Below are 20,150 nucleotides of genomic sequence, written 5' to 3'. Positions count from 1 at the left end.
AATCGAGATGATGAATCCCAGAGATGTAAAAACGGTTGCCGACGCCAAGCGAATCGTGGAAGAGCGTGGCCTGCGCGACGTCAAGGTAGGTCTCTATGATGTCGACGGCATCATGCGCGGCAAGTACATGTGCAAGGACAAGTTCTTCAGTGCGCTGGACAGCGGCTTTGCCTTCTGCGACGTGGTGCTGGGCTGGGACTCCAATGACCAGCTGTACGAAAACGTCGGCGTCACCTATACCGGCTGGCACACTGCCTACCCGGATGCGCCGGTTCGCGTGCTGCCCCAGAGCTGCCGCGAGCTGCCATTTGAAAAGGACATGCTGCTGTTCCTCTGTGAGTTCGATACGCCGACCGACAGCATCTGCCCGCGCAACCTGCTGCAACGGGTGCTCAAGCGGGCCGACAAGCTGGGCTTTGAGCCTTATGCGGCCTTTGAGTACGAATTCTTCCTGTTCAACGAGACGCCGGACTCGATCCGCGAAAAAGGCTATCGCGACCTGAAACCCATTACACCGGGCTTTCATGGCTATTCGATGCTGCGCAACTCCGTGCATGCCGAGCTGTACCACGACCTGCTGGAGTTCGCGCGGCAGATGGATTTCCCGATCGAGGGCCTGCATACCGAAACCGGCCCCGGCGTGCTGGAAGCGGCACTGATCGTGGATAACGCCAGCGATGCGGCGGACAAGGCGGCACTGTTCAAGACCTTCACCAAGGTCTGGGCGCAGCGCAACAACATGATGGCCACCTTCATGGCCAAGTGGTCCAACGACTACCCGGGGCAGTCGGGGCATATCCACATGTCGCTGCGGCACAAGGACGGATCAGGCTCGGTGTTTCATGATCCGAGTCAGGCGCACAACATCAGCCGGCAGCAGCGCCACTTTATCGGCGGGCAGCAGAGGCTGATGCCGCAACTGCTGGCCATGCTGGCGCAGACGGTGAATGCCTACTCCCGCCTGATCCCCGGTTTCTGGGCGCCGACCGATGCGACCTGGGCGGTGGAAAACCGCACCACGGCACTGCGGGTGATACCGGGTTCCGAGAAGTCCCAGCGAGTGGAATTCCGCCTCGGTTCCGCCGATGCCAACCCCTACATCGCCCTGGCGGCGGCGCTGGGAGCAGGGCTCTGGGGCATCGAAAACGAGGTCGAGCCTGAAGCTGCTGTGGTGGGCAATGCCTATAACCAGGAGCACCCGCAAAGCCTGGCGCTGCCGCTGTCGCTGCATGATGCCGCCGTGGCACTGCGCGACTCCGAGGTGGCAAAGGAGCTGTTCGGCGAAGCCTTTGTCGAGCATTACGCGGCGACCCGCATCTGGGAAAACCAGCAATACCGCAAGCATGTCAGTGACTGGGAACTGCAGCGCTACTTCGAAATTATCTAGCGCTGGACTGCCGTGAGGCCAGACCCTTATTCGATGATCCGCCCCGCATTGTGGGTGCCTGAAGTGAGACGAGTACCAAGATGAGTCAACAGCTGAAAACCCTGTCCCCGATCGACGGTTCCGAATACGTGGTACGTGACTACGCCACCGGGGCCGAGATTGAAACGACCCTGGCCCGCGCCACCCGTGCGCACAAGGCCTGGAAAAGCACTCCGCTGGAGGAGCGCAGCGCGATCTGCAGCCGCATGGTCGACGCCTTCGTGGCCTGCAAGGACGAAATCGCCGCCGAACTGTGCTGGCAGATGGGCCGCCCGATCCGCTATGCCGCCGGCGAGGTCGGTGGCGTCGAGGAGCGCGCACGCTACATGATCTCGGTGGCCGCCGAGGCGCTGCAGCCGATCCAGCTGCCGGAAAAGACCGGTTTCACCCGCTACATCACCCGTGAGGCCGTGGGCGTGGTGTTCGTGATCGCGCCCTGGAATTTCCCCTACATGACCGCGGTGAACGCCATCGTGCCGGCGATACTGGCCGGCAATACCGTGGTGCTGAAACACTCGGCCCAGACGCCGCTGTGCGCCGAGCGCTTTGCCGAAGCCTTCCAGGCCGCCGGCCTGCCCGAGGGCGTGTTCCAGTACCTGCACCTGGCCCATGCCGACACCGAAGGGGTCATTCGGGATGCGCGCGTCAACCATGTCTGCTTCACCGGTTCCGTGCCCGGCGGCGCCATGGTCGAGCGGGCCGCGGCCGGGCGTTTCATCGGTGTCGGGCTGGAGCTCGGCGGCAAGGACCCGGCCTATATCCGCGAGGATGCCGATCTCGATCATGCCGTCGAAACCACCATCGATGGCGCCTTCTTCAACTCCGGGCAGTCCTGCTGCGGCATCGAGCGCATCTATGTGCATGAGTCAGTGTACGAGCGCTTCGTCGAACAGGCCGTGGCGCTGGTAAAACAATACCAGCTGGGCCGCTCAGACGATCCCGAAACCACCCTCGGGCCCGTGGTACGCGCCAGTGCCGCCGACTTCATTCGCGCCCAAGTGAGCGATGCGGTCGCGGCCGGTGCCGTGGCCCATATCGATCCGGCCGACTTCCCGCTGGACGCCCCCGGCAGCGCCTATCTGGCGCCCCAGGTACTGACGAATGTAAACCACGGCATGCGGGTGATGACCGAAGAGACCTTCGGCCCGGTGGTCGGCATCCAGAAGGTCAGCTCCGACGAGGAGGCTATCGCGCTGATGAACGACTCCGAGTTCGGCCTGACGGCGTCGGTCTTCACCCGCGACATGGATGCGGGCGTGGCGATTGGCGAGCAGCTCGACACCGGCACCTTCTTTATCAACCGCTGCGACTACCTGGACCCGGCCCTGGCCTGGACCGGGGTCAAGCATTCCGGCCGCGGCTGCACCCTGTCGGTGGTTGGTTTCGAACACCTGACAAGGCCCAAGTCGTTCCATCTCAAGACCGAGATCTGAGCGCCCCACTGATTCCGGTGACAGGCCCTGGCCTGTCACCTCAAGCCGAGACAACGACGATGAACTACGAAAACCTGAGTGGTAACTGGAACTACCCCAACAGCATTCGAGCCGGCGCCGGGCGCATCAGCGAACTGGCCGAGTGCTGCAGGGCGCTCGGCATGCAGGCGCCCCTGCTGATCACCGACCCGGGTCTTGCAGCGCTGCCCATGGTGGCTGAGGCCGAGGCGCAGTGCCGCGCGGCTGGGCTGCGCATCGGGCTGTTCAGCAATATCAAGGGCAACCCCACCGGCAAGAATGTCGATGATGGCCTGGCGGCCTACCGCTCGGGTCAGCACGATGGCGTCATCGCCTTTGGTGGCGGCTCCGCACTGGATGCCGCCAAGGCGGTCGCACTAATGGCCGGCCAGACACTTGAACTGTGGGATTTCGAGGATGTCGGCGACAACTGGACCCGCGTCAACGCCGATGCGGTGGCCCCCATTGTCGCGGTGCCCACAACCGCCGGCACCGGCTCTGAAGTTGGCCGGGCCTCGGTGATTACCGACGACGAACAGCACATCAAGAAGATCATCTTCCATCCCAAAATGCTGCCGTCCATCGTGATTCTGGATCCGGCGCTGACCGTCGGCCTGCCGCCCAAGGTCACCGCCGCCACCGGCATGGATGCGCTGTCGCATAACCTGGAGGCGCTCTGCTCGCCATTTTGGCATCCCATGGCCGAGGGCATTGCCATCGAAGGAATCCGCCTGGTGTGTGATTTTCTGCCCCGTGCGGTGGCCTATGGCCAGGACCTGGAAGCGCGCATGCAGATGATCGTGGCGTCCTCCATGGGGGCGACAGCCTTCCAGAAGGGGCTCGGCGCCATGCATGCGCTGGCCCATCCGCTGGGCGCCCTGTTCGATGCCCACCATGGCCTGCTCAACGCCATCCTGATGCCCTATGTACTCAAGGCCAACCGTGAAGTCATCAGCGAGCGTATCGAGCGCACTGCGCGCTACATTGGTCTGGCCGATACGAGTTTCGATGGCTTCCTCAACTGGGTGCTGGAATTGCGCGCCCAGGTCGGCATTCCCCACAGCCTGGGCGAGATTGGTATCGACGCGGGCCAGCTGGAGAAAATCGGCCGTATGGCCACCGAGGACCCGTCTGCCGGCGGCAACCCGATCCAGTTCAGTGCGGTCCAGTACAGCGAGCTGTGCGGACGGGCTATTCGCGGCGAACTCTGATTGCAGGAAGACGTCACCATTGGCCATGGGTCAATACGAGCTCTTGAAAACCAAGGTGTTTTAAAAAATATGCCCCGTTTCAAGGGCGCTTCACAGGCGGGCAGGGAAGCCTGCCGGATGGCCTGGTAAAGAGGAAAACGCAATGAAAATTGGCATTCTGCAGTGCGACGATGTGCAGGATAAGCTGCAGCAGAGGTTTGGCAATTATCCGCAGATGTTCCGGGACCTGATGCTAAAGGTCGACCCGGAGCTTGAGTTTGCGGTCTACGATGCCAGGCTCGGTGAGCTGCCGGCCGATATCGATGAGTGTGATGCCTATATCACCTCCGGCAGTCGCCACGGCGTGCTCGATGGCTTGGCCTGGGTGGGGGAGCTGGAGGATTTTATTCGTCGCCTGGATGCGGCCAAGAAAAAGTTCGCCGGTATCTGTTTTGGCCATCAGCTACTGGCCCGGGCGCTCGGTGGCGAGGTTGAACAATCGGATCGTGGCTGGGGCGTGGGGGTATCCTTCAATCAGGTCGATGTGCGCAAGCCCTGGATGGAACCGTTCAAGCCCGCTATCGACCTGGTGGTCAGCCATCAGGATCAGGTCAGCCGGTTGCCGGAGGGCTTTGAAGTGCTGGCCAGCAGCGCCTTCTGCCCGTATTACATGCTGCAGTACCAGAATCACCTGATCAGCGTGCAGGGACACCCGGAGTTTTCCCGCGATTATTCTCGCGAACTGACCCTCAGCCGCCAGAACCGCATAGCACCCAGCCGGGTGCGCGAGGCGCTGCATTCACTCAACGCCGAGGTTGATGATGTCCTGGTGATGCGCTGGATCATCAATTTCTTCTACGACCGCTGAGCCGACTTCTGTGGGAGCCCACTCTGTGGGCAAATATTGCCGGTGCCGACCCTGTTCGCCCGGGGACCGGGCTCCCACATTCGATTCACACCTCTGTCTGGGGTGAAAGCCAGGCATATTCGGCACCGATTTCGGCCACGAAACTGTCCTGCGGAATGCATGCCGAGGTCGATGATGCGCTGGATCATCAATTTCTTCTACGACCGCTGAGCCGACTTCTGTGGAAGCCCACTCTGTGGGCGAATATCGGCGGTGCCGACCCTGTTCGTCCGGGGACCGGGCTCCCACATTCGATTCACACCTCTGTCTGGGGTGAAAGCCAGGCATATTCGGCACCGATCTCGGCCACGAAACTGTCCTGCGGGATGCATGCCGAAGACGATGATGCGCTGGATCATCAACTTTTTCTACGACCGCTGAGCCGACTTCTGTGGGAGCCCACTCTGTGGGCGAATATCGGCGGTGCCGACCCTGTTCGCCCGGAGACCGGGCGCCCACATTCGATTCACACCTCTATCTGGGGGGTAAGCCAGGCGTATTCGGCACCGATCTCGGCCACGAAACTGTCCTGCGGAATGATGCCAGGGTCGACGATGTCCTGGTGATGCGCTGGATCATCAACTTTTTCTACGACCGCTAGACCGATTCTTGTGGGAGCCCACTCTGTGGGCGAATATCGGCGAAACTGTCCTGCGGAATGCATGCCTGGCACCCGGAGTTTTCCCGCGGCCATTTCCTTGGCAGCACTCGCGAACTTCTGTGGGAGCCCACATTCGATTCACACCTCTATCTGGGGGGTAAGCCAGGCGTATTCGGCACCGATCTCGGCCACGAAACTGTCCTGCAGGATGCGTCGGCAGTCGCGGGCGATCATGCCGGGCAGGTCGCCCAGCTCGCCCTTGCGCGTTGTGAGGGTGATCTCGCGGGCAAAGCCCTGTCCCAGTGGCAGCAGCGTCACCTGGTGCTGGCGGATGCCGCTCTGGAACAAACACAGCGGTGTGGTGATGGTGCAGCCGATGGCACTGGCCACGGCTGACACGACGGCGAAGGAGTTGTCCAGCTGCAGGCGCAGCGGCGGCTCCTGGCGGGCGAGGCGCAAAAAAGCTCTACATCCTGGCCGATCAGTGAACTGGTGCTGTAGCGGATAAAATCCAGCCGCTGCAGGACGTCGGCCAGTGTCTTGGGGCCGGTATAATCATTGGGCACTGCCAGTACAAAGGGTTCCCTGAGTATGCGGTGGCGGTCCAGGTCCGAGTGATCGGACAGCGTATCATCAGAGATGATGATGTCCGCCTGGCGTGACAGCAGCATATGGGCGTGCAGGTGGGATTGTCCGGTGATGGCCGCCCAGCTCTGGGTGCGCTGGCGCAGTACGTCGATCAGGGGTTTGCCCACGGCGGTGATAATGGAATCCACCAGGGCGATCTTTACGTGGCGCAGCAACTTGTAGTCGGCCTTGCGCATCTTCTGACTGGTAAGACGGGCTTCCTGCAGCAAACTCTGGGCCCGGTCGTACAGGTAGCGCCCGGCAGTGGTGATCTCCATGGGCCGGACGCTGCGATCCATCAGTTCGACGCGCATCTCGGCTTCCAGGTTGGTAAGGATTTGCGATAAAGACGACTGGCTCATGCCCAGGCGCTGGCCGGCCAGGGTCAGGTTACCGGACTCGGCAATCTGGACGAAAGCCTCCAGAGTGCGCAGGTCAAAGCCAAAGGAAGACGCCATAAAAGTCCTTTGTGAATGAGGGCAGGTAACGGATTCCGCTCCCTTATTGTTGTGTCCCCGCCGCTGGCAACCGTGACGCCAGGGCGGGTCTCGATTGTTTTCGGGCATCGGGTTGCTGAGGGGCGACCGCCTGGTTCCCCTGCATGTTATGCCCGCTTGAGTGTACCAGTAACGACGCAAAATCGCGGTTTATGATAGATAATTAGTTGGTAATATACTGTTAAAGATTTATAAGTGCATTAATAATCTACTTATATAATAATTATTGGTGTTTAGCTCTAATATTGCGTGTTTGTGGTGGCGCCTTTGCACACATTCACCCCCGCAATACCCCTACAATGGCTTCACGAAATCGCTGATCCCCCCAGCGCTTGCGGCAACCGGAGCTCCCATCAAGAGAACCGGCGTCCGGAACTCCCCATAAGAGAGCCGGTCCTGCCTGCGCTGCCGTGCCCCACAAGGGCCGAAGAATCAGGGCTACCGAGCCCGGTGAAGGTGTTCAGCGTTTCACTCCCATTTTTCAGTGTTCAGGGTGAGCTTGTGCAGTATTTCAGCATGCTATCGATACGACTTTGACGCGGTTGCCGGGCCACGAGTTTCAGTGGCGCCCGGTAGCCTGGCTTCTGCCACCTTCGCGACTTCTTATCGCGACCCGTATCGATACCCGGAGAAACCGCATGAACTCGTTTGACCACCGTAAGTACCGCCCCTTTGCCCCCATTCGCAAGACCGACCGCCGCTGGCCGGACCAGATCATTGATCGCGCGCCCCGCTGGTGCAGCGTCGACCTGCGTGACGGCAACCAGGCGCTGATTGAGCCCATGAACGTGGTGCAGAAACGCCGCATGTTCGAGTTGCTGGTAAAGCTGGGCTTCAAGGAAATCGAGGTGGGCTTTCCCGCCGCTTCCCAGCCGGACTTCGACTTTGTCCGCTCCCTGATCAATGACAACCTGATTCCCGATGATGTCACCATCCAGGTGCTGACCCAGGCGCGGGATGAGCTGATCGCGCGTACCTTTGAGTCGCTGCGCGGAGTACGCCGGGCGATTGTGCATCTGTATAACTCAACCTCCACCGTGCAGCGCGAACAGGTGTTCGGACTGGATCGCGAGGGTATCAAGGCGATTGCGGTCAACGGTGCCCGCACCGTTGCGCGCCTGGCGGCGGAGAATCCCGCAACTGAGTGGGTGTTTCAGTATTCCCCCGAGAGCTTCACCGGCACGGAGATGGACTACGCGGTGGACGTCTGCGATGCGGTGACCGCCGTATGGCAGCCAACGCCGCAGAACAAGGTCATTATCAACCTGCCGGCCACGGTGGAGATGTCGACCCCCAATGTCTTTGCCGATCAGGTGGAGTGGGTCTGCGATCATATTGCCCGACGTGATTCGATCATCATCAGCCTGCACACCCACAACGACCGCGGCTGCGGCGTGGCGGCGGCTGAGCTCGGCGTCATGGCCGGTGCGGATCGCATCGAGGGCACGCTGCTGGGCAATGGCGAACGTACCGGCAACATGGATATCGTCACCATGGCACTGAACCTGTACAGCCAGGGTGTGGATCCGCAGCTGGACCTGGCCAACATGGACGAGATTGTCGAGTGCGTGAAAGCCTGTACCCAGTTGCCGGTGCATCCGCGTCATCCTTATGCCGGTGAGCTGGTCTTTACGGCCTTTTCGGGCAGTCACCAGGATGCCATTCGCAAGTGCCTGGCTCGGCGCCAGCCTGACGCGCCCTGGGAAGTGGCCTACCTGCCCATCGATCCGGAAGATCTGGGGCGGGACTACCAGGCGGTGATCCGCATCAACAGCCAGTCCGGCAAGGGCGGCGTGGCCTATGTGCTGGAGCGCGAATACGGTATCCAGATGCCTCGCTGGATGCAGATCGAGTTCAGCGCCAAGGTGCAGCAGGCCACCGAGGCGTCGTCCAGCGAGCTGACGGGTGCCCAGATCTGGCGGATCTTCAACGAGACCTACCTGGACGCAGCCGACAGTGGTGCGCGTATATTGAGCTACCAGCTCAGCCGTGAGCAGGGTCAGGATCGCCTGAGCGCGGCTATTCACTGGCAGGGTGAAACCCGCTCGGTGGCGGGCACGGGCACCGGTGTCGTGGGTGCCTTTGTCGATGCGCTGAACCGCGAGATGCAGGCTCCGGCGGTACTGGTGGAATACAGCGAACATGCGCTGGGCGACACCCACGGCGAAGGCGCCGAGGCGATCAGTTTCGTGCAGATGGGATTCAACGGCAGCCGCTACAGCGGAGTGGCGGTCAGCGAGGATATCGTCACCGCATCCCTGAATGCGATCCTGGGTGCCGTGGCCAGAGGAGGGAGCGAGGGCCAGGTGGCCGCGGCCTGAAACAAAAAATCCCGTGCATCGGTGCACGGGATTTTTTTATTGCCGGGCGCTTATCAGAAATAACTTTTGCGGCGTGCCCTGGAGATCAGTATCAACCCGGTCAGCACGCTCAAGACGGCGGAGAAAACCAGCAGGACTTCGGCCATGGTGAAGCCAAACGGCATCTCGGGCGTGTAACCGCAGGGTTCCCAGATCTCGAATACTGCCGGCAACCACTGCTCCGGTACAAACCAGGCGGGCAGGCCCGACTCCATGCTGCAGCTGCCTTCGATCCAGCCGCGCTCGACGCCGAGCGTCTTCCAGCTGCGCTCCAGCATGCCCAGCATCGCGACAAAGCTCAGCAGTTGAGCCAGTTTGCGGGTGAAGGTCCAGCCACAGCCGAGCAGACCCAGTACACAGGCCAGAATGAAACCCGCCAGCCAAAGTCGAATGTGTACACAAAGGACACAGGGGCCATAGCCCAGTTCGTACTGGTAATAAAGCGCGATACCTTCGGCACTCAGGCCGATCAGAATCATCGCCAGCCAGTACCAGGCGCTGCGCCCGAGAGTTGATAGCTGGTTGAGCATGGGTGCGTCCTTAGGCAAAGTCGTTGCGCTATCTGAACATAAAACCACGGTCTGGTTCCAGAGGGCGTCGCGTCGCCGTGACGCGTTTTGGCGACATCGCCTGGCCCTGCCGGATCGGCGACCCGTTTATACCGCTGTAGCACGTCACTATTTCTGCTAGGCGATGGCCGCGTTAACCGATGTCCGGCGCAATGCCAGCCAGGTGTTCACACTGATGGCGCCGAGAATGGCACTTCCCCCCACCAGGGTATGGACCGAGGTGGTTTCGCCCAGTATCAGCCAGACCCAGACAGGCCCCAGCACGGTTTCCAGCAGCATGAACAGACTGACCTCGGTGGAGGGCAGGTAGCGTGGAGCCGTCATGATCAGCAGGGTTGCCAGCGGAATCTGGAGCAGCCCCATGAGCGCAAGCCAGCCATAGCTTGAGGGCTGCAGTGCCAATGGGGTGGCCAGTGGCCAGCTGATCACAGCGGCGATGGCACCGGCCATGGCGATGATCGGCAGCCTGGGCAGGGCTGGAAAACGGCGCAGCAGGGTAAACATGACACCCATACTGGCGGCCAGGGTCAGCGCGGCAAGATCCCCCAGCCACTGGCTGGCGGCGCTGTCGGAGCCGGCAAACACGACCAGCACGCCGGCCACGGATACGCCGATGGCGATCAGGGTACGGCGCAGCACCCGCTCGCCCAGCAACAGGCGGGAAAAAAGCGCTGCGAACAGCGGAGAGCTGGCGAGGATGACCACGGTATTGGCGGTACTGGTATGACTGATGGAGAAGACAAACAGCCAGGTATTCACGCCATAGAGGGACGCAATGGCGATGCCTGCAAGCCACAGTGCCGGTGTTGCTGGCCAGCGCTGGCGTTTGCGCCAGCACAGGCATAGCACCAGAGTGGCCAGGCATGTCAGGCTGCCGCGCCAAAAGGTGACATTATAAGATGAGCTGTCTGCCAGGCGGATCAGCAGGGCATCAAAACTCAGCACCAGTACACCGAAGGCGGCAATCAGCATGCCTTTGGCGTGGTCGTCGTTGTGTCCCAGCGGAACGTGCGCTGTTTGATTGGATGATGACATCGTACAGATTCTCTTTGGTTCGGGGGCAAGCGCCCCCGGTTTAAGCTGGGTTATGAGCGCAGCCGGACAGGTTTAAGCCGGTGGCCCCAGAAAAAGATGGCCAGACCCGCCATGATGATGGCCGTTCCGCTCCAGACACTCAGGCCAATATTTTCATGATTCAGCAGGCTGCCCAGCAGCAGTGCGAATACCGGCGTGATCAGGGTGACCAGGGCCACGGTACTGGGCGGCAGCTTGCTGAGAATGTGGTAATAGCTGACAAAACCGATCAGAGAGCCAAATACCGCCAGGTACAGAATTGCCCAGGGCGAGTGGCTGTCAAAATCAAACGTCGGCGCCGTTCCATCCAGCAGCAGCCATGTCAGACCGTAGCAAGGCAGGCTGAGCAACAGCGCCCCCACGGTATGGGGCAGCGGATGAATCGCCAGTGCCTCCCGCTTGACCATCACGCCGCTGAGACTGAACAGCATCACCGCCAGTAACAGCAGCGCAATACCCGGCCAGGTCCCGGGGCTGAGGGTCGCGTCGTCCATAAAGATCCAGCCCAGACCGAGCAGCGCAATGGCGCAGGCCAGCCAGCGGTGCGGTGCCAGCGGAGCTTCGCGCAAAAGCGCCTGCGCCAGCACGGCCGAAATGACCGGTGACAGGCCAAAGATCACCGATATCAGGCCGGAGGGTACATAACGCGCGGCCATGTAGGTGGCACTCATGGCGCCAAAGATGCCAAGGGTCGCGTAAGCGTAGGACCTCAGGGCGCTGCGATGCCAGGGCATGTCCAGTCGCAGTCCACGCACCAGCAGCCAGCCCAGTACTGCGGCAATGCCCATGCGCAGCCAGGCGGCCATGAGTGGGTTGACGGTTTCGCTGCTCCAGGCTACCCCCAGCGGGGTGGTGGCCCAGATCGCCAGTACGGCCAGATAAGCGCTTGGCACGGACATCTGTTTCTCCTTGTCGATTACGGAAACTCCCTGTTCCCGAAGCCGTTGACGGCGCCCGCAGCCCACAAAATGAAAAGGCCGCAAGCGTGAACGCTGCGGCCTCGGAACCCCGGTTACTGACTGAAACCGTTCAGTTCCCGACCGCAGACGGCCGCATCCAGCGGGCCACACAGGCCAGTCGGAAGGATGCGAGCTTTCGGACGATCGAGTGCGTGATCATGGGCAATCCAGTTCAGTGGAACCGAATCATGCGCTTTTACTGACTGCTTGGTCAACCCTCGTTCGCACTCTTTCTGGTCGTTGCGCCCTTTATTGGTGCGGCGGGTGAAACCAGGATTAAGACTAGAACAACGGGCTGGGTCTTGCGATGCAGGATACGTCGTCGGCCGTAGCGGGTGCGACGGCCGGCGACGGGGTGTCAGACCGCGAGCGGCCAGATTGGCGTCGGTCGCAATGGGTCGTCGTCAGGATCGTCGCAGCGGGCGCGACGCTGCAGATAGTCGAGAATCACGCCGGGGATATCGTGATTGATGGCCCCCAGTCCGCGATTGCCGAACAGCCGGTTGAACTCCAGTACGAAGGGGTAGCCGTCCACCATGGCAATATCGAAACCGGCATGGTCGATCTCCAAAGCCGTGGCCAGACGCCGGACCAGTTCCACGGCAGCTCTGGGCAGCGGGCTGTTGTCGATTTGACCGCCGCGGGACAGGTTGTTGTGGAACCCTTGTTCGGACTGCCGGCGCCAGAAGCCGCCCAGCACCCGGTCACCTACCCATACGATGCGCAGGTCGCGATCAATGGGCAAAAACTCCTGTACGTAGAGGCTGGGCGTCAGGTTGAGGTAATGTTGCCAGTCGGCGCGGTTTTCGATCAGGAACACGCCGTCGCCCATCGAGCTTTTCGGGATCTTGGCGACAAAAGGCAGGGCCATTTGCTGCCAGAGATGCTCAGCCGAGACCGGCTCATTGGGCGCCACGAGAGTCCAGGGAACGTGCTCGGGTGCTACGCTCATGAAGGCGCGGGTCATCTCGATCTTGTTGTGACCGAGCAGGTAGGAGGCGAGACTCGGGAAGATACGCCGTTTCAGGGCGAACACCACCGGATTGACCTGCCAGTACTCCGGGAACAGGACCCAGTCAGCTTCCTTCACCCTGGCGAGGTGGGTGAAGAAGAGTTCCGGTTTGATGTAGTTTGTCTCAGGAAGGCGCAGAGTGCGAAAAGCGTCGAACGACACCAGTTTCATACATGGGCAAGCTCAATGGCAAAAGTTGCGCGCATTCTAAACTCGAGCGTGGGGCGCGGGAATAGTCCGAGACGCCCGTATGAGACTATTTTTTCATCGCCTCGGGCGCGGCTCGGGTGATGCTGTCGCAGGCGATATTCAAGGACAGCGAGACAGGGGAATTAAGGATGAAATTGACTGCAGCGGGCGCGCTGTTGCTGTTGAGTCTGGCCGGATGCGAATGGCAGCAGGACGCTGGTATTAATGGCGTGCTGGCCTGGGACCGGGTTGAGCTCATTGCTGATCTGAATGAGCCCATAGTGCATATTGAGGCGCGTGAAGGGCAGCGCCTGAGGGCCGGTGACCTTATCCTGCAGCAGGAGGACCGTCTGGTAAGGGCGCGTCTGGACGAGGCGGCTGCAGTGCTGGTCCAGGCCAGGGGGCGGCTGGCCGAGCTGCGGCGCGGCCCCAGAAGCGAGCGTATAGAAGTGGCACGGGCTCGTCTGGCAGGGGCCGAGGCCGAAGCGGAGAATGCGGTGTCGGAGCTGCGTCGTATCGAGGCGTTGCAGCGCCAGCGCCTGACCAGTGTTGAGGCTGTTGATAGGGCGAGAACACGGGCCAGCAGCACTCAGGCACAGCTGCGCATGAGTCGCGCCCAGCTGGACGAATTGCTGCACGGCAGTACGCCGGAAGAGCTGGTGCAGGGCGAAGCCCAGGTACAGCAGGCCGAGGCGCGCCTGGCACAGTTGCAGGTAACACTGGAACGGCTGCGTTTGCAGGCGCCGCGTAACGCCGTGCTGGACGAGCTCCCCTTTGAGCTGGGCGAGCGCCCGCCCGTGGGCAAGGTGGTTGCGGTGCTGTTGGCAGGCGAGGCGCCCTATGCCCGGGTCTATGTACCCGAACCGCTGCGGGCCCGCTTGCAAACGGGGAGCCGCGCGCGCATTCAGGTGGACGGTATTGCCAGTCCCTTTGATGGTCAGATCCGCTATATCAGTGCCGCCGCCAGCTTTACGCCATTTAATTCTCTCACCGAACGCGACCGTTCTCGGCTGAGTTATCTGGCTGAGGTTGAGCTTAACGGTGCCGGTGTTGACGTTCTGCCGGGCGGGCTGCCGGTACAGGTCAGTTTCGAGGGCCTGGGCCTGTGACCGGCGCACAGCAGGGGAATTCCACGAGTGAGCTTGCGATCGAGGCGCGGGGGCTGAGTCGGCGTTTTGGCGATGTGGTGGCGGTCAGCGGGCTCGACCTGCAGGTACCTAAAGGCATGGTGTACGGCTTTCTGGGACCTAACGGTTCCGGCAAGTCCACGACCATTCGTCTGCTGTGTGGCCTGCTGCTGCCAAGCGCCGGCAGCGCCCGGGTACTCGGGCATGAGGTTCCCGGTGATGCCGAACGGCTGAAACACAAGATTGGCTACATGACACAGCGCTTCTCGCTCTACGAAGACATGACGGTGTTGGAAAATCTCGACTTTATTGCCCGTATCTATGGCCTGTCACGCGCGCTGCGCCGCGCGCGTATCAGCGATGCACTGCAGCAGTATGGCCTTGGCGAACTGCAGCACCACTTCGCCGGGACCTTGAGCGGAGGCCAGCGCCAGCGCCTGTCCCTGGCCGCGGCGACCCTGCACCGCCCGCAGTTGCTGTTGCTGGATGAGCCGACCAGTGCGGTGGATCCGCAGAGCCGGCGTGACTTCTGGGATGCACTCTTTGCGTTGGTCGAACAGGGCACCACCATTCTGGTGTCGACGCATTACATGGACGAGGCTGAGCGCTGCCACCGGCTGGCTATACTGGACCGGGGTGTGTTGGTGGCAGACGGGGCCCCTCTGCAGCTGATGGCCGACATGGACTGTGCGGTGGTACTGGTGGAATCCTCTGTGCCCCGGAAGGTGCAACGGGCACTGGCAGCGCAGGAGACGGTGCGCAGCATTACCCAGCTAGGCATGCGCCAGCGCGTGCTGGTGCCCCATACTGTTGGCCGGCCCGCCGAACATGTGCGTGGCCTGCTGCTGGCGGTGGGCATTGAGGCGCAGTGCGACGATACGGCGCCGAGCCTTGAAGATGTTTTCGTGGCGGTAACACAGGCCAGCCGGTCGGAGAAGGCTGCCTGATGGCCGCGCTGCAGCGGCTGTGGGCCATTCTGACCAAGGAGATCCGCCAGCTCAGGCGTGATCGTCTGACCTTTGGCATGATCTTTGGCATTCCGATGCTGCAAATCATGCTGTTTGGCTATGCCATCAACACCGATGTGCGCCAGCTCAGTGCCGCCGTGGCAGACCAGGCCGGTACCGAGCTGTCGCGTCAGTTGCAGTCGCGTCTTGAAGCCTCCCAGGTACTGCGCATCGTGGCGCGCGTTGACAGTGCCGCCTCGCTGCGCGAGCTGCTCGACCGCGGCCAGATACATGTGGGGGTGCTTATCCCGCCGGACTTCGAGCGCCGTCTGCAGCAGACAACGCGCCCGGCCGCACAGCTGCTGGTTGATGGCAGCGACCCCATCATACTGGCGTCCGCCAGGCAGCTGGTGTCCATGCCCCTGACGATGGACACGGCGGCCCGGCTCGAGCCGGTGGTACGGCTGTTCGAAGTGCGTAATTTCTACAATCCCGAGCGTCGCTCGGCGGTGTTCGTGGTGCCGGGACTGATTGGCGTGATCCTCACCATGACCATGGTCATGTTTACCGCCGTGGCCATCGTGCGTGAACGCGAGCGTGGCAATCTGGAGCTGCTGATCAATACCCCGGTCAGTTCTCTCGAGCTGATGCTGGGCAAGGTGCTGCCCTATATTCTTATTGGCCTGGTACAGGTGACTGTGATTGTGCTGCTGGGGGCGCAGTTGTTCGATGTGCCGCTCAACGGCGCGTTGGGGGAGGTGTATCTGGCGGCCCTGTTGTTTATTGCCGCCAATCTGGGACTGGGCTTGTTGATATCAACCCTGGTGGGCACCCAGTTTCAGGCCATTCAGATGGCGTTTTTCTTCTTTTTGCCGTCTATTCTATTGTCGGGCTTCATGTTTCCGTTCGACGGCATGCCCCGGGTCGCGCAGCTGATTGCCGAGGCTCTGCCGCTGACCCATTTCATTCGGGTTATTCGGGGGCTGATGCTGCGGGGGGCCGAACTCGGCCAGCTCTGGCCGGATGTGCTGGTGTTGCTGGGCATGTTTCTGCTCACCATGACACTGGCTGTGCTGCGTTTTCGCAAGCGGCTGGATTAGAATCGGAACAGGGTCACCGGCTGTTAGGCGGATTAAGGTTACGCGTCTTGGTGATGGGTCTAAATGTGATGGCAGTGGCCTGCAGGGTTGCAACTTCAGGTGCAGTCGTTAGTCTGAGTGCTGGTCGAATCGAATGGAGTCCCTATGAGCCTTGAAGATCTCAAGCTAGGTTTGCGCAATATCACCCACAGTGATTATCCCCAGATTCAGGTACTGATGGATCGGGTGTACCCGGATATTGGCGGTGCCTGGCCCGAATCCACCATCCACCAGTTGGTGGATGAGTTTCCCGAAGGCCAGATCTGCGTGGTCGATAACGAGCAGGTGGTGGGTATCGCCCTGACCGCGCTGGTCAGTTACGAGAAATTCAGTAACCCCCATACCTATGACGACCTGATCGGTCGGGGCCAGGAAATCCATATCGATCCGGAAGGTGATGCGCTCTACGGGCTTGATGTGCTGATCACCCCGGAGTACCGCGGCTATCGGCTGGGGCGGCGACTGTACGATGCCCGCAAGGAGTTGTGCCGCCAGTTCAACCTGCGCAGCGTTCTTGCCGGCGGGCGCATTCCCAAGTACCACGAATACAGTGATGAGCTGTCGGCCAAGGAATACATTGGCAAGGTGGCACGCAAGGAAATCTATGATCCGATCCTGAGTTTCCAGCTGGCCAACGACTTTACCGTCAAGCGCCTTCTGCGGCGTTACCTGCCAGAGGATGAAAAGTCCGCAGGCTATGCAACCCTGCTGGAGTGGGACAACATACTGTATGAGCCCGAAGCGCGTCCGATCAGCGTGCGCAAGACCCAGGTTCGGGTGGGTGTGGTGCAGTGGCAGATGCGTACGATCGAGTCGGTGGAGGACATTCTGCAGCAGGTGGAATACTTCGTCGATACGGTATCCGAGTATGAAAGTGACTTCGTGCTTTTCCCCGAGTTTTTCAACGGTGCCCTGATGGGGCTGACCAATCAGTCACAGCGTACCGAGGCTATCCGCTACCTGGCCGGCTATACCGAGCAGTTCCGCGAAGCCATGCTGCAGATGGCGGTGAGCTACAACATCAATATCATCACCGGCTCCATGCCACTGATTGAAAATGAACGGCTCTACAACGTGGCCTACCTTTGTCACCGCGACGGCACCTGTGAGGAGCAGCGCAAGCTGCATATCACGCCCCATGAACGGCGCGACTGGGTTATCGAGGGCGGCGAAGGCTTGAAGGTATTCGATACCGATGCCGGCAAGATCGGCATTCTTATCTGCTATGACGTCGAGTTCCCGGAATTGGGCCGCCTGCTGGCCGAAGAAGGCATGGAGATTCTGTTCGTGCCCTTCTGGACCGATACCAAGAACAGCTACCTGCGGGTACGCCACTGTGCCCAGGCACGGGCGATCGAGAACGAGTGTTATGCCTGCATCGCGGGTAGCGTCGGCAACCTGCCCAGTGTCGATAACCTGGACGTGCAATACGCCCAGTCGGCGGTATTCTCGCCGTCGGACTTCATGTTCCCGCACGATGCGGTATTGTCCGAGACCACGCCAAATACCGAGATGATCATGTTCTCGGACCTGGATCTGGACAAGCTGAAGGTCGTGCGCGCCGAAGGATCCGTGACCAATCTGCGCGATCGTCGGCATGACCTCTATCGGGTGACGATGCGCAACAAGGGCGGCAAGGCAGACGTCTGAGGCCGGAGTCCTTAAGGGACCGCCGCGCGGCTAGCGTGGCGGGTCGACAATACCGCCCAGGCTGTTGTTGACCCGGTACCAGCCGGTCAGGCTGAGTCGCTCGCGCTGCGCTGGCAGTACTTCGTGGGGAAAGCGGTCGCTCAGAAATACCACCAGGGTGCCGTAGCAGGGCTCGACCCTCTCGATGGGCTCCTGGCCCTGTTCATCGGCATAGATCAGCAGCTCGCCGCCACTGGATGTTTTCCAGTCCGGGTTCAGGTAGCAGACGGTCGAAAGCACGCGGTTGGTGCGTCCCTTAAACGCATCCATGTGGCGGCGGTAGAAGGCGCCCTGTGGATAACGGGAAAAGTGACATTCGTAGTCAAACAGCCCCATCATCAGGCGCCGGTTGATGCCGATGCGTAAGCGTTCCATCCACTCCAGGTAGGCCGCCTCGTCGGGTTGACCCGCCGAAAGCCAGCGAATCTGATCGCCACGCACCTGGCGGTTGAGCTGCTGCTCCTGATCCCGGCCGATACCGGCGCGACGAAATTCCTCCCGCTCCAGTTCCTGCATATAACGGTACATGCGGTCAGTCAGAGCGCCAGGCAGAGCCTGTGGATAAATGCAGTAGCCGGTGGTCGCCAGGGAATCGGCGATTCGATCGAACAGAAGCGTGCTGTCGGGCGGGGAGATGGCGTTCAAATAAGTGCTCAATATTCGATCAAAACGCACTATTTACGCCTGAAGAAGGCCTTTGTCTATCCTTTTCTATCGGTGGAGCGCGTTTTGTGGCGTCACCCGGCTTTGCGGGTGACGCCAACGTCCGCAGCGCAGGCTCAGAGCTTGCGGATGCGGTACTTGCGTCCCTTGATGGTACCGTTTTGCAGTTGACCCAGAGCCTTGGAAGCGACTGCTCGCTCAACGGCCACGTAAGACACGAAGTCGAAGATGAAAATCTTGCCCACGCTGCTGCCGGCGATGCCCGAGGTACCGGTCAGCGCACCGAGAATATCGCCAGGACGCACCTTGTTCTTGCGACCGCCATTGATGGCCAGGGTCACCATGCTCGCGGGAGCGGCCCGCTCTGTGCTGAGCTCGGGCAGGGGCAGGAAGTCGGGATCCTTGGCCTGCTGGGCTTCCATGATGGCGTTGACCTTGTAACCTTCGGAGGGAATCACCAGGTTCAGTGCCAGCCCCTCCCGCCCTGCACGACCGGTGCGGCCAATACGGTGCGTGTGGGTGTCGGCGTCGCGGGTCAGCTCGTAGTTGATCACGCAGGGCAGGTCGTCGATATCCAGACCGCGTGCGGCGACATCGGTGGCAATGAGGATCGGGCAGCTGCGGTTGGCAAACAGCACCAGTACCTGGTCGCGGTCACGTTGCTCCAGCTCGCCGTGCAGTACTGAGGCGGTGAAACCCTCGCTATTGAGATAGGCCCCCAGTTCGTTACAGCTTTGCCGCGTATTGCAGAAGATCACCGCCGCTTCCGGGCGATAGTGCAGCAGCAGACGGTGCAGCGCCTGCATGCGTCCTTCGCGGTCGGTTTCAAAGAAACTCTGCTGGATTTTCAGCGGGCTCTGCTGCTCCTCGATGGAAATCATCTCGGGGTCGCGCTGGAATTCACCGCTCAGGGCCTGGATGCCATCCGGGTAGGTGGCCGAGAACAGCAGGGTCTGGCGGCTGGTTGGCGTCATCTGGGCGATCTGCTTGATTTCGTCACGAAAGCCCATGTCCAGCATGCGGTCGGCTTCGTCCAGTACCAGCGTCTTGATGCGATCGAGCCTGAGGGTCTTCTTGCTCAGGTGATCGCGAATGCGCCCGGGAGTGCCGACGACAATATGGGCGCCATGTTCCAGCGAGCCGATCTGCGGGCCAATCGAAATGCCGCCTGACAGGGTGATGATCTTGATGTTGGCCTGGAAGCGTGCCAGCCGGCGCAGCTCATTGGCGACCTGCGTTGCGAGTTCCCGTGTCGGGCATAATACCAGTGCCTGGGGGCTGAAACTGGTGGGTTCCAGCTTGAGCAAAAGCCCAATGCCAAAGGCCGCCGTCTTGCCGCTGCCGGTTTTTGCGCGGGCAATCAGGTCGCGGTTTTCCAGCAGCAGGGGCAGGCTCTGTTGCTGGATGGGCGTCATCTCGTGATAACCAATGCTGCTCAGGTTATCGAGCATCGCCTTGGGCAGTGGCAGGTCGGAAAAGGGGAGTGGCGTCAACGGGTAGCCTCGGTAGCCGGTCTGAAAGCGGCCATTATAGCCGAATCGGGCGATCCGTGCCGTACCCGTGGTAGCTAACGGGTAGTTAACGGGTAGCTTCGGCAGCCGGTCAGAAAGCGGTCTTTATGGAATAGCCGAAACGGGCGACCAGTGCCGTACCCGTGGTAGTTAACGGATCGCTTCGGCAGCCGGTCAGAAAGCGGTCTTTATGGAATAGCCGAATCGGGCGA

The 20,150-nt window shown here is 61.0% G+C and carries 18 protein-coding genes; 9 read left to right on the top strand and 9 right to left on the bottom strand.

Annotated features, from left to right (window positions below):
- Positions 1 to 7 precede the first annotated feature (7 nt).
- The 4 genes from F451_RS0114110 (at position 8) to F451_RS0114095 (ending at position 4,935) form a co-directional block, all read left to right on the top strand.
- A complete protein-coding gene (locus F451_RS0114110) occupies positions 8 to 1,387 on the top strand; it encodes a glutamine synthetase family protein (protein WP_020682030.1) in 1,380 nt (459 codons plus the stop codon).
- Positions 1,388 to 1,467: 80 nt separating this feature from the next.
- Entirely contained in the window at positions 1,468 to 2,859 is a 1,392-nt protein-coding gene (locus F451_RS0114105; protein ID WP_020682029.1) for an aldehyde dehydrogenase family protein, read from the top strand.
- Between the two features lie 59 nt (positions 2,860 to 2,918).
- Positions 2,919 to 4,088, top strand: a complete 1,170-nt coding sequence (locus F451_RS0114100) for an iron-containing alcohol dehydrogenase (protein ID WP_020682028.1) — start codon at positions 2,919 to 2,921, stop codon at positions 4,086 to 4,088.
- Positions 4,089 to 4,230: 142 nt separating this feature from the next.
- Positions 4,231 to 4,935, top strand: a complete 705-nt coding sequence (locus F451_RS0114095) for a GMP synthase (protein WP_020682027.1) — start codon at positions 4,231 to 4,233, stop codon at positions 4,933 to 4,935.
- A gap of 505 nt (positions 4,936 to 5,440) precedes the next feature.
- Here F451_RS0114095 and F451_RS0114090 read toward each other — a convergent pair.
- From F451_RS0114090 to F451_RS25600, 3 genes are all read right to left on the bottom strand, one after another.
- The gene (locus F451_RS0114090; RefSeq protein WP_156826489.1) at positions 5,441 to 5,638 is read right to left on the bottom strand and encodes a hypothetical protein; all 198 of its coding nucleotides are present in this window, start codon (positions 5,636 to 5,638) and stop codon (positions 5,441 to 5,443) included.
- Between the two features lie 75 nt (positions 5,639 to 5,713).
- Positions 5,714 to 5,893 carry a hypothetical protein gene (locus F451_RS28445; RefSeq protein ID WP_240476484.1) on the bottom strand — a complete coding sequence of 60 codons (180 nt, stop codon included), beginning with the start codon at positions 5,891 to 5,893 and terminating at the stop codon, positions 5,714 to 5,716.
- Entirely contained in the window at positions 5,890 to 6,660 is a 771-nt protein-coding gene (locus F451_RS25600) for a LysR family transcriptional regulator (RefSeq protein ID WP_240476483.1), read from the bottom strand. Before F451_RS25600 ends, F451_RS28445 begins: the two co-directional genes overlap by 4 nt.
- Positions 6,661 to 7,337: 677 nt before the next feature.
- Here F451_RS25600 and leuA point away from each other — a divergent pair.
- A complete protein-coding gene (leuA, locus tag F451_RS0114080) occupies positions 7,338 to 9,020 on the top strand; it encodes a 2-isopropylmalate synthase (RefSeq protein WP_020682025.1) in 1,683 nt (560 codons plus the stop codon).
- 53 nt (positions 9,021 to 9,073) lie between these two features.
- Here the strand turns inward: leuA and F451_RS25595 are convergent, their stop codons facing one another.
- The 4 genes from F451_RS25595 to F451_RS0114055 all read right to left on the bottom strand — a co-directional run bounded on the left by F451_RS25595 (position 9,074) and on the right by F451_RS0114055 (position 12,844).
- A complete protein-coding gene (locus tag F451_RS25595) occupies positions 9,074 to 9,589 on the bottom strand; it encodes a disulfide bond formation protein B (RefSeq protein ID WP_020682024.1) in 516 nt (171 codons plus the stop codon).
- 156 nt (positions 9,590 to 9,745) lie between these two features.
- A complete protein-coding gene (locus tag F451_RS0114070) occupies positions 9,746 to 10,663 on the bottom strand; it encodes a DMT family transporter (RefSeq protein WP_020682023.1) in 918 nt (305 codons plus the stop codon).
- 50 nt (positions 10,664 to 10,713) lie between these two features.
- Positions 10,714 to 11,601 (bottom strand): DMT family transporter, encoded by an 888-nt coding sequence (locus tag F451_RS0114065; protein ID WP_020682022.1) that lies wholly within the window; start codon positions 11,599 to 11,601, stop codon positions 10,714 to 10,716.
- Positions 11,602 to 12,019: 418 nt separating this feature from the next.
- Entirely contained in the window at positions 12,020 to 12,844 is an 825-nt protein-coding gene (locus F451_RS0114055; RefSeq protein WP_020682020.1) for an ATP-grasp domain-containing protein, read from the bottom strand.
- A 167-nt stretch (positions 12,845 to 13,011) separates the two neighbouring features.
- On the opposite strand from F451_RS0114055, the gene F451_RS0114050 reads away from it, so the two are divergent.
- The 4 genes from F451_RS0114050 to F451_RS0114035 all read left to right on the top strand — a co-directional run bounded on the left by F451_RS0114050 (position 13,012) and on the right by F451_RS0114035 (position 17,725).
- Positions 13,012 to 13,971, top strand: coding sequence for an HlyD family secretion protein (locus F451_RS0114050; protein WP_020682019.1), 960 nt, complete (start codon positions 13,012 to 13,014; stop codon positions 13,969 to 13,971).
- Positions 13,968 to 14,936 (top strand): ABC transporter ATP-binding protein, encoded by a 969-nt coding sequence (locus F451_RS0114045; protein ID WP_020682018.1) that lies wholly within the window; start codon positions 13,968 to 13,970, stop codon positions 14,934 to 14,936. Before F451_RS0114050 ends, F451_RS0114045 begins: the two co-directional genes overlap by 4 nt.
- Complete coding sequence (locus tag F451_RS0114040; protein ID WP_020682017.1) at positions 14,936 to 16,036, top strand: ABC transporter permease; 1,101 nt, start codon at positions 14,936 to 14,938, stop codon at positions 16,034 to 16,036. The genes F451_RS0114045 and F451_RS0114040 overlap by 1 nt, the downstream gene beginning before the upstream one ends.
- Before the next feature lie 144 nt (positions 16,037 to 16,180).
- A complete protein-coding gene (locus tag F451_RS0114035) occupies positions 16,181 to 17,725 on the top strand; it encodes a carbon-nitrogen hydrolase family protein (RefSeq protein WP_020682016.1) in 1,545 nt (514 codons plus the stop codon).
- A 30-nt stretch (positions 17,726 to 17,755) separates the two neighbouring features.
- Here F451_RS0114035 and F451_RS0114030 read toward each other — a convergent pair whose 3' ends face one another.
- Complete coding sequence (locus F451_RS0114030; RefSeq protein WP_240476482.1) at positions 17,756 to 18,421, bottom strand: 2OG-Fe(II) oxygenase; 666 nt, start codon at positions 18,419 to 18,421, stop codon at positions 17,756 to 17,758.
- A gap of 122 nt (positions 18,422 to 18,543) precedes the next feature.
- Positions 18,544 to 19,920, bottom strand: coding sequence for an ATP-dependent RNA helicase DbpA (gene dbpA / locus F451_RS0114025; RefSeq protein ID WP_026291770.1), 1,377 nt, complete (start codon positions 19,918 to 19,920; stop codon positions 18,544 to 18,546).
- Positions 19,921 to 20,150: the final 230 nt, after the last annotated feature.

The sequence above is a fragment of the Marinobacterium rhizophilum DSM 18822 genome, from assembly GCF_000378045.1.
Lineage (GTDB): Bacteria > Pseudomonadota > Gammaproteobacteria > Pseudomonadales > Balneatricaceae > Marinobacterium_A > Marinobacterium_A rhizophilum.
Note: the sequence above shows the minus strand (reverse complement) of the source record. Positions and strands in the feature narration are given on the sequence as shown.

What these genes read in the sequence shown, in the direction of transcription:
- F451_RS0114090 (WP_156826489.1), bottom strand. Translation starts at nt 5,638, where the DNA reads ATGCATTCCGCAGGACAGTTTCGCCGATATTCGCCCACAGAGTGGGCT.
- leuA (WP_020682025.1), top strand. Translation starts at nt 7,338, where the DNA reads ATGAACTCGTTTGACCACCGTAAGTACCGCCCCTTTGCCCCCATTCGC.
- F451_RS0114050 (WP_020682019.1), top strand. Translation starts at nt 13,012, where the DNA reads ATGAAATTGACTGCAGCGGGCGCGCTGTTGCTGTTGAGTCTGGCCGGA.
- F451_RS0114105 (WP_020682029.1), top strand. Translation starts at nt 1,468, where the DNA reads ATGAGTCAACAGCTGAAAACCCTGTCCCCGATCGACGGTTCCGAATAC.
- F451_RS25600 (WP_240476483.1), bottom strand. Translation starts at nt 6,660, where the DNA reads ATGGCGTCTTCCTTTGGCTTTGACCTGCGCACTCTGGAGGCTTTCGTC.
- F451_RS25595 (WP_020682024.1), bottom strand. Translation starts at nt 9,589, where the DNA reads ATGCTCAACCAGCTATCAACTCTCGGGCGCAGCGCCTGGTACTGGCTG.
- F451_RS0114055 (WP_020682020.1), bottom strand. Translation starts at nt 12,844, where the DNA reads ATGAAACTGGTGTCGTTCGACGCTTTTCGCACTCTGCGCCTTCCTGAG.
- F451_RS0114040 (WP_020682017.1), top strand. Translation starts at nt 14,936, where the DNA reads ATGGCCGCGCTGCAGCGGCTGTGGGCCATTCTGACCAAGGAGATCCGC.
- F451_RS0114065 (WP_020682022.1), bottom strand. Translation starts at nt 11,601, where the DNA reads ATGTCCGTGCCAAGCGCTTATCTGGCCGTACTGGCGATCTGGGCCACC.
- F451_RS0114035 (WP_020682016.1), top strand. Translation starts at nt 16,181, where the DNA reads ATGAGCCTTGAAGATCTCAAGCTAGGTTTGCGCAATATCACCCACAGT.
- F451_RS0114100 (WP_020682028.1), top strand. Translation starts at nt 2,919, where the DNA reads ATGAACTACGAAAACCTGAGTGGTAACTGGAACTACCCCAACAGCATT.
- F451_RS0114095 (WP_020682027.1), top strand. Translation starts at nt 4,231, where the DNA reads ATGAAAATTGGCATTCTGCAGTGCGACGATGTGCAGGATAAGCTGCAG.
- F451_RS0114110 (WP_020682030.1), top strand. Translation starts at nt 8, where the DNA reads ATGATGAATCCCAGAGATGTAAAAACGGTTGCCGACGCCAAGCGAATC.
- F451_RS0114070 (WP_020682023.1), bottom strand. Translation starts at nt 10,663, where the DNA reads ATGTCATCATCCAATCAAACAGCGCACGTTCCGCTGGGACACAACGAC.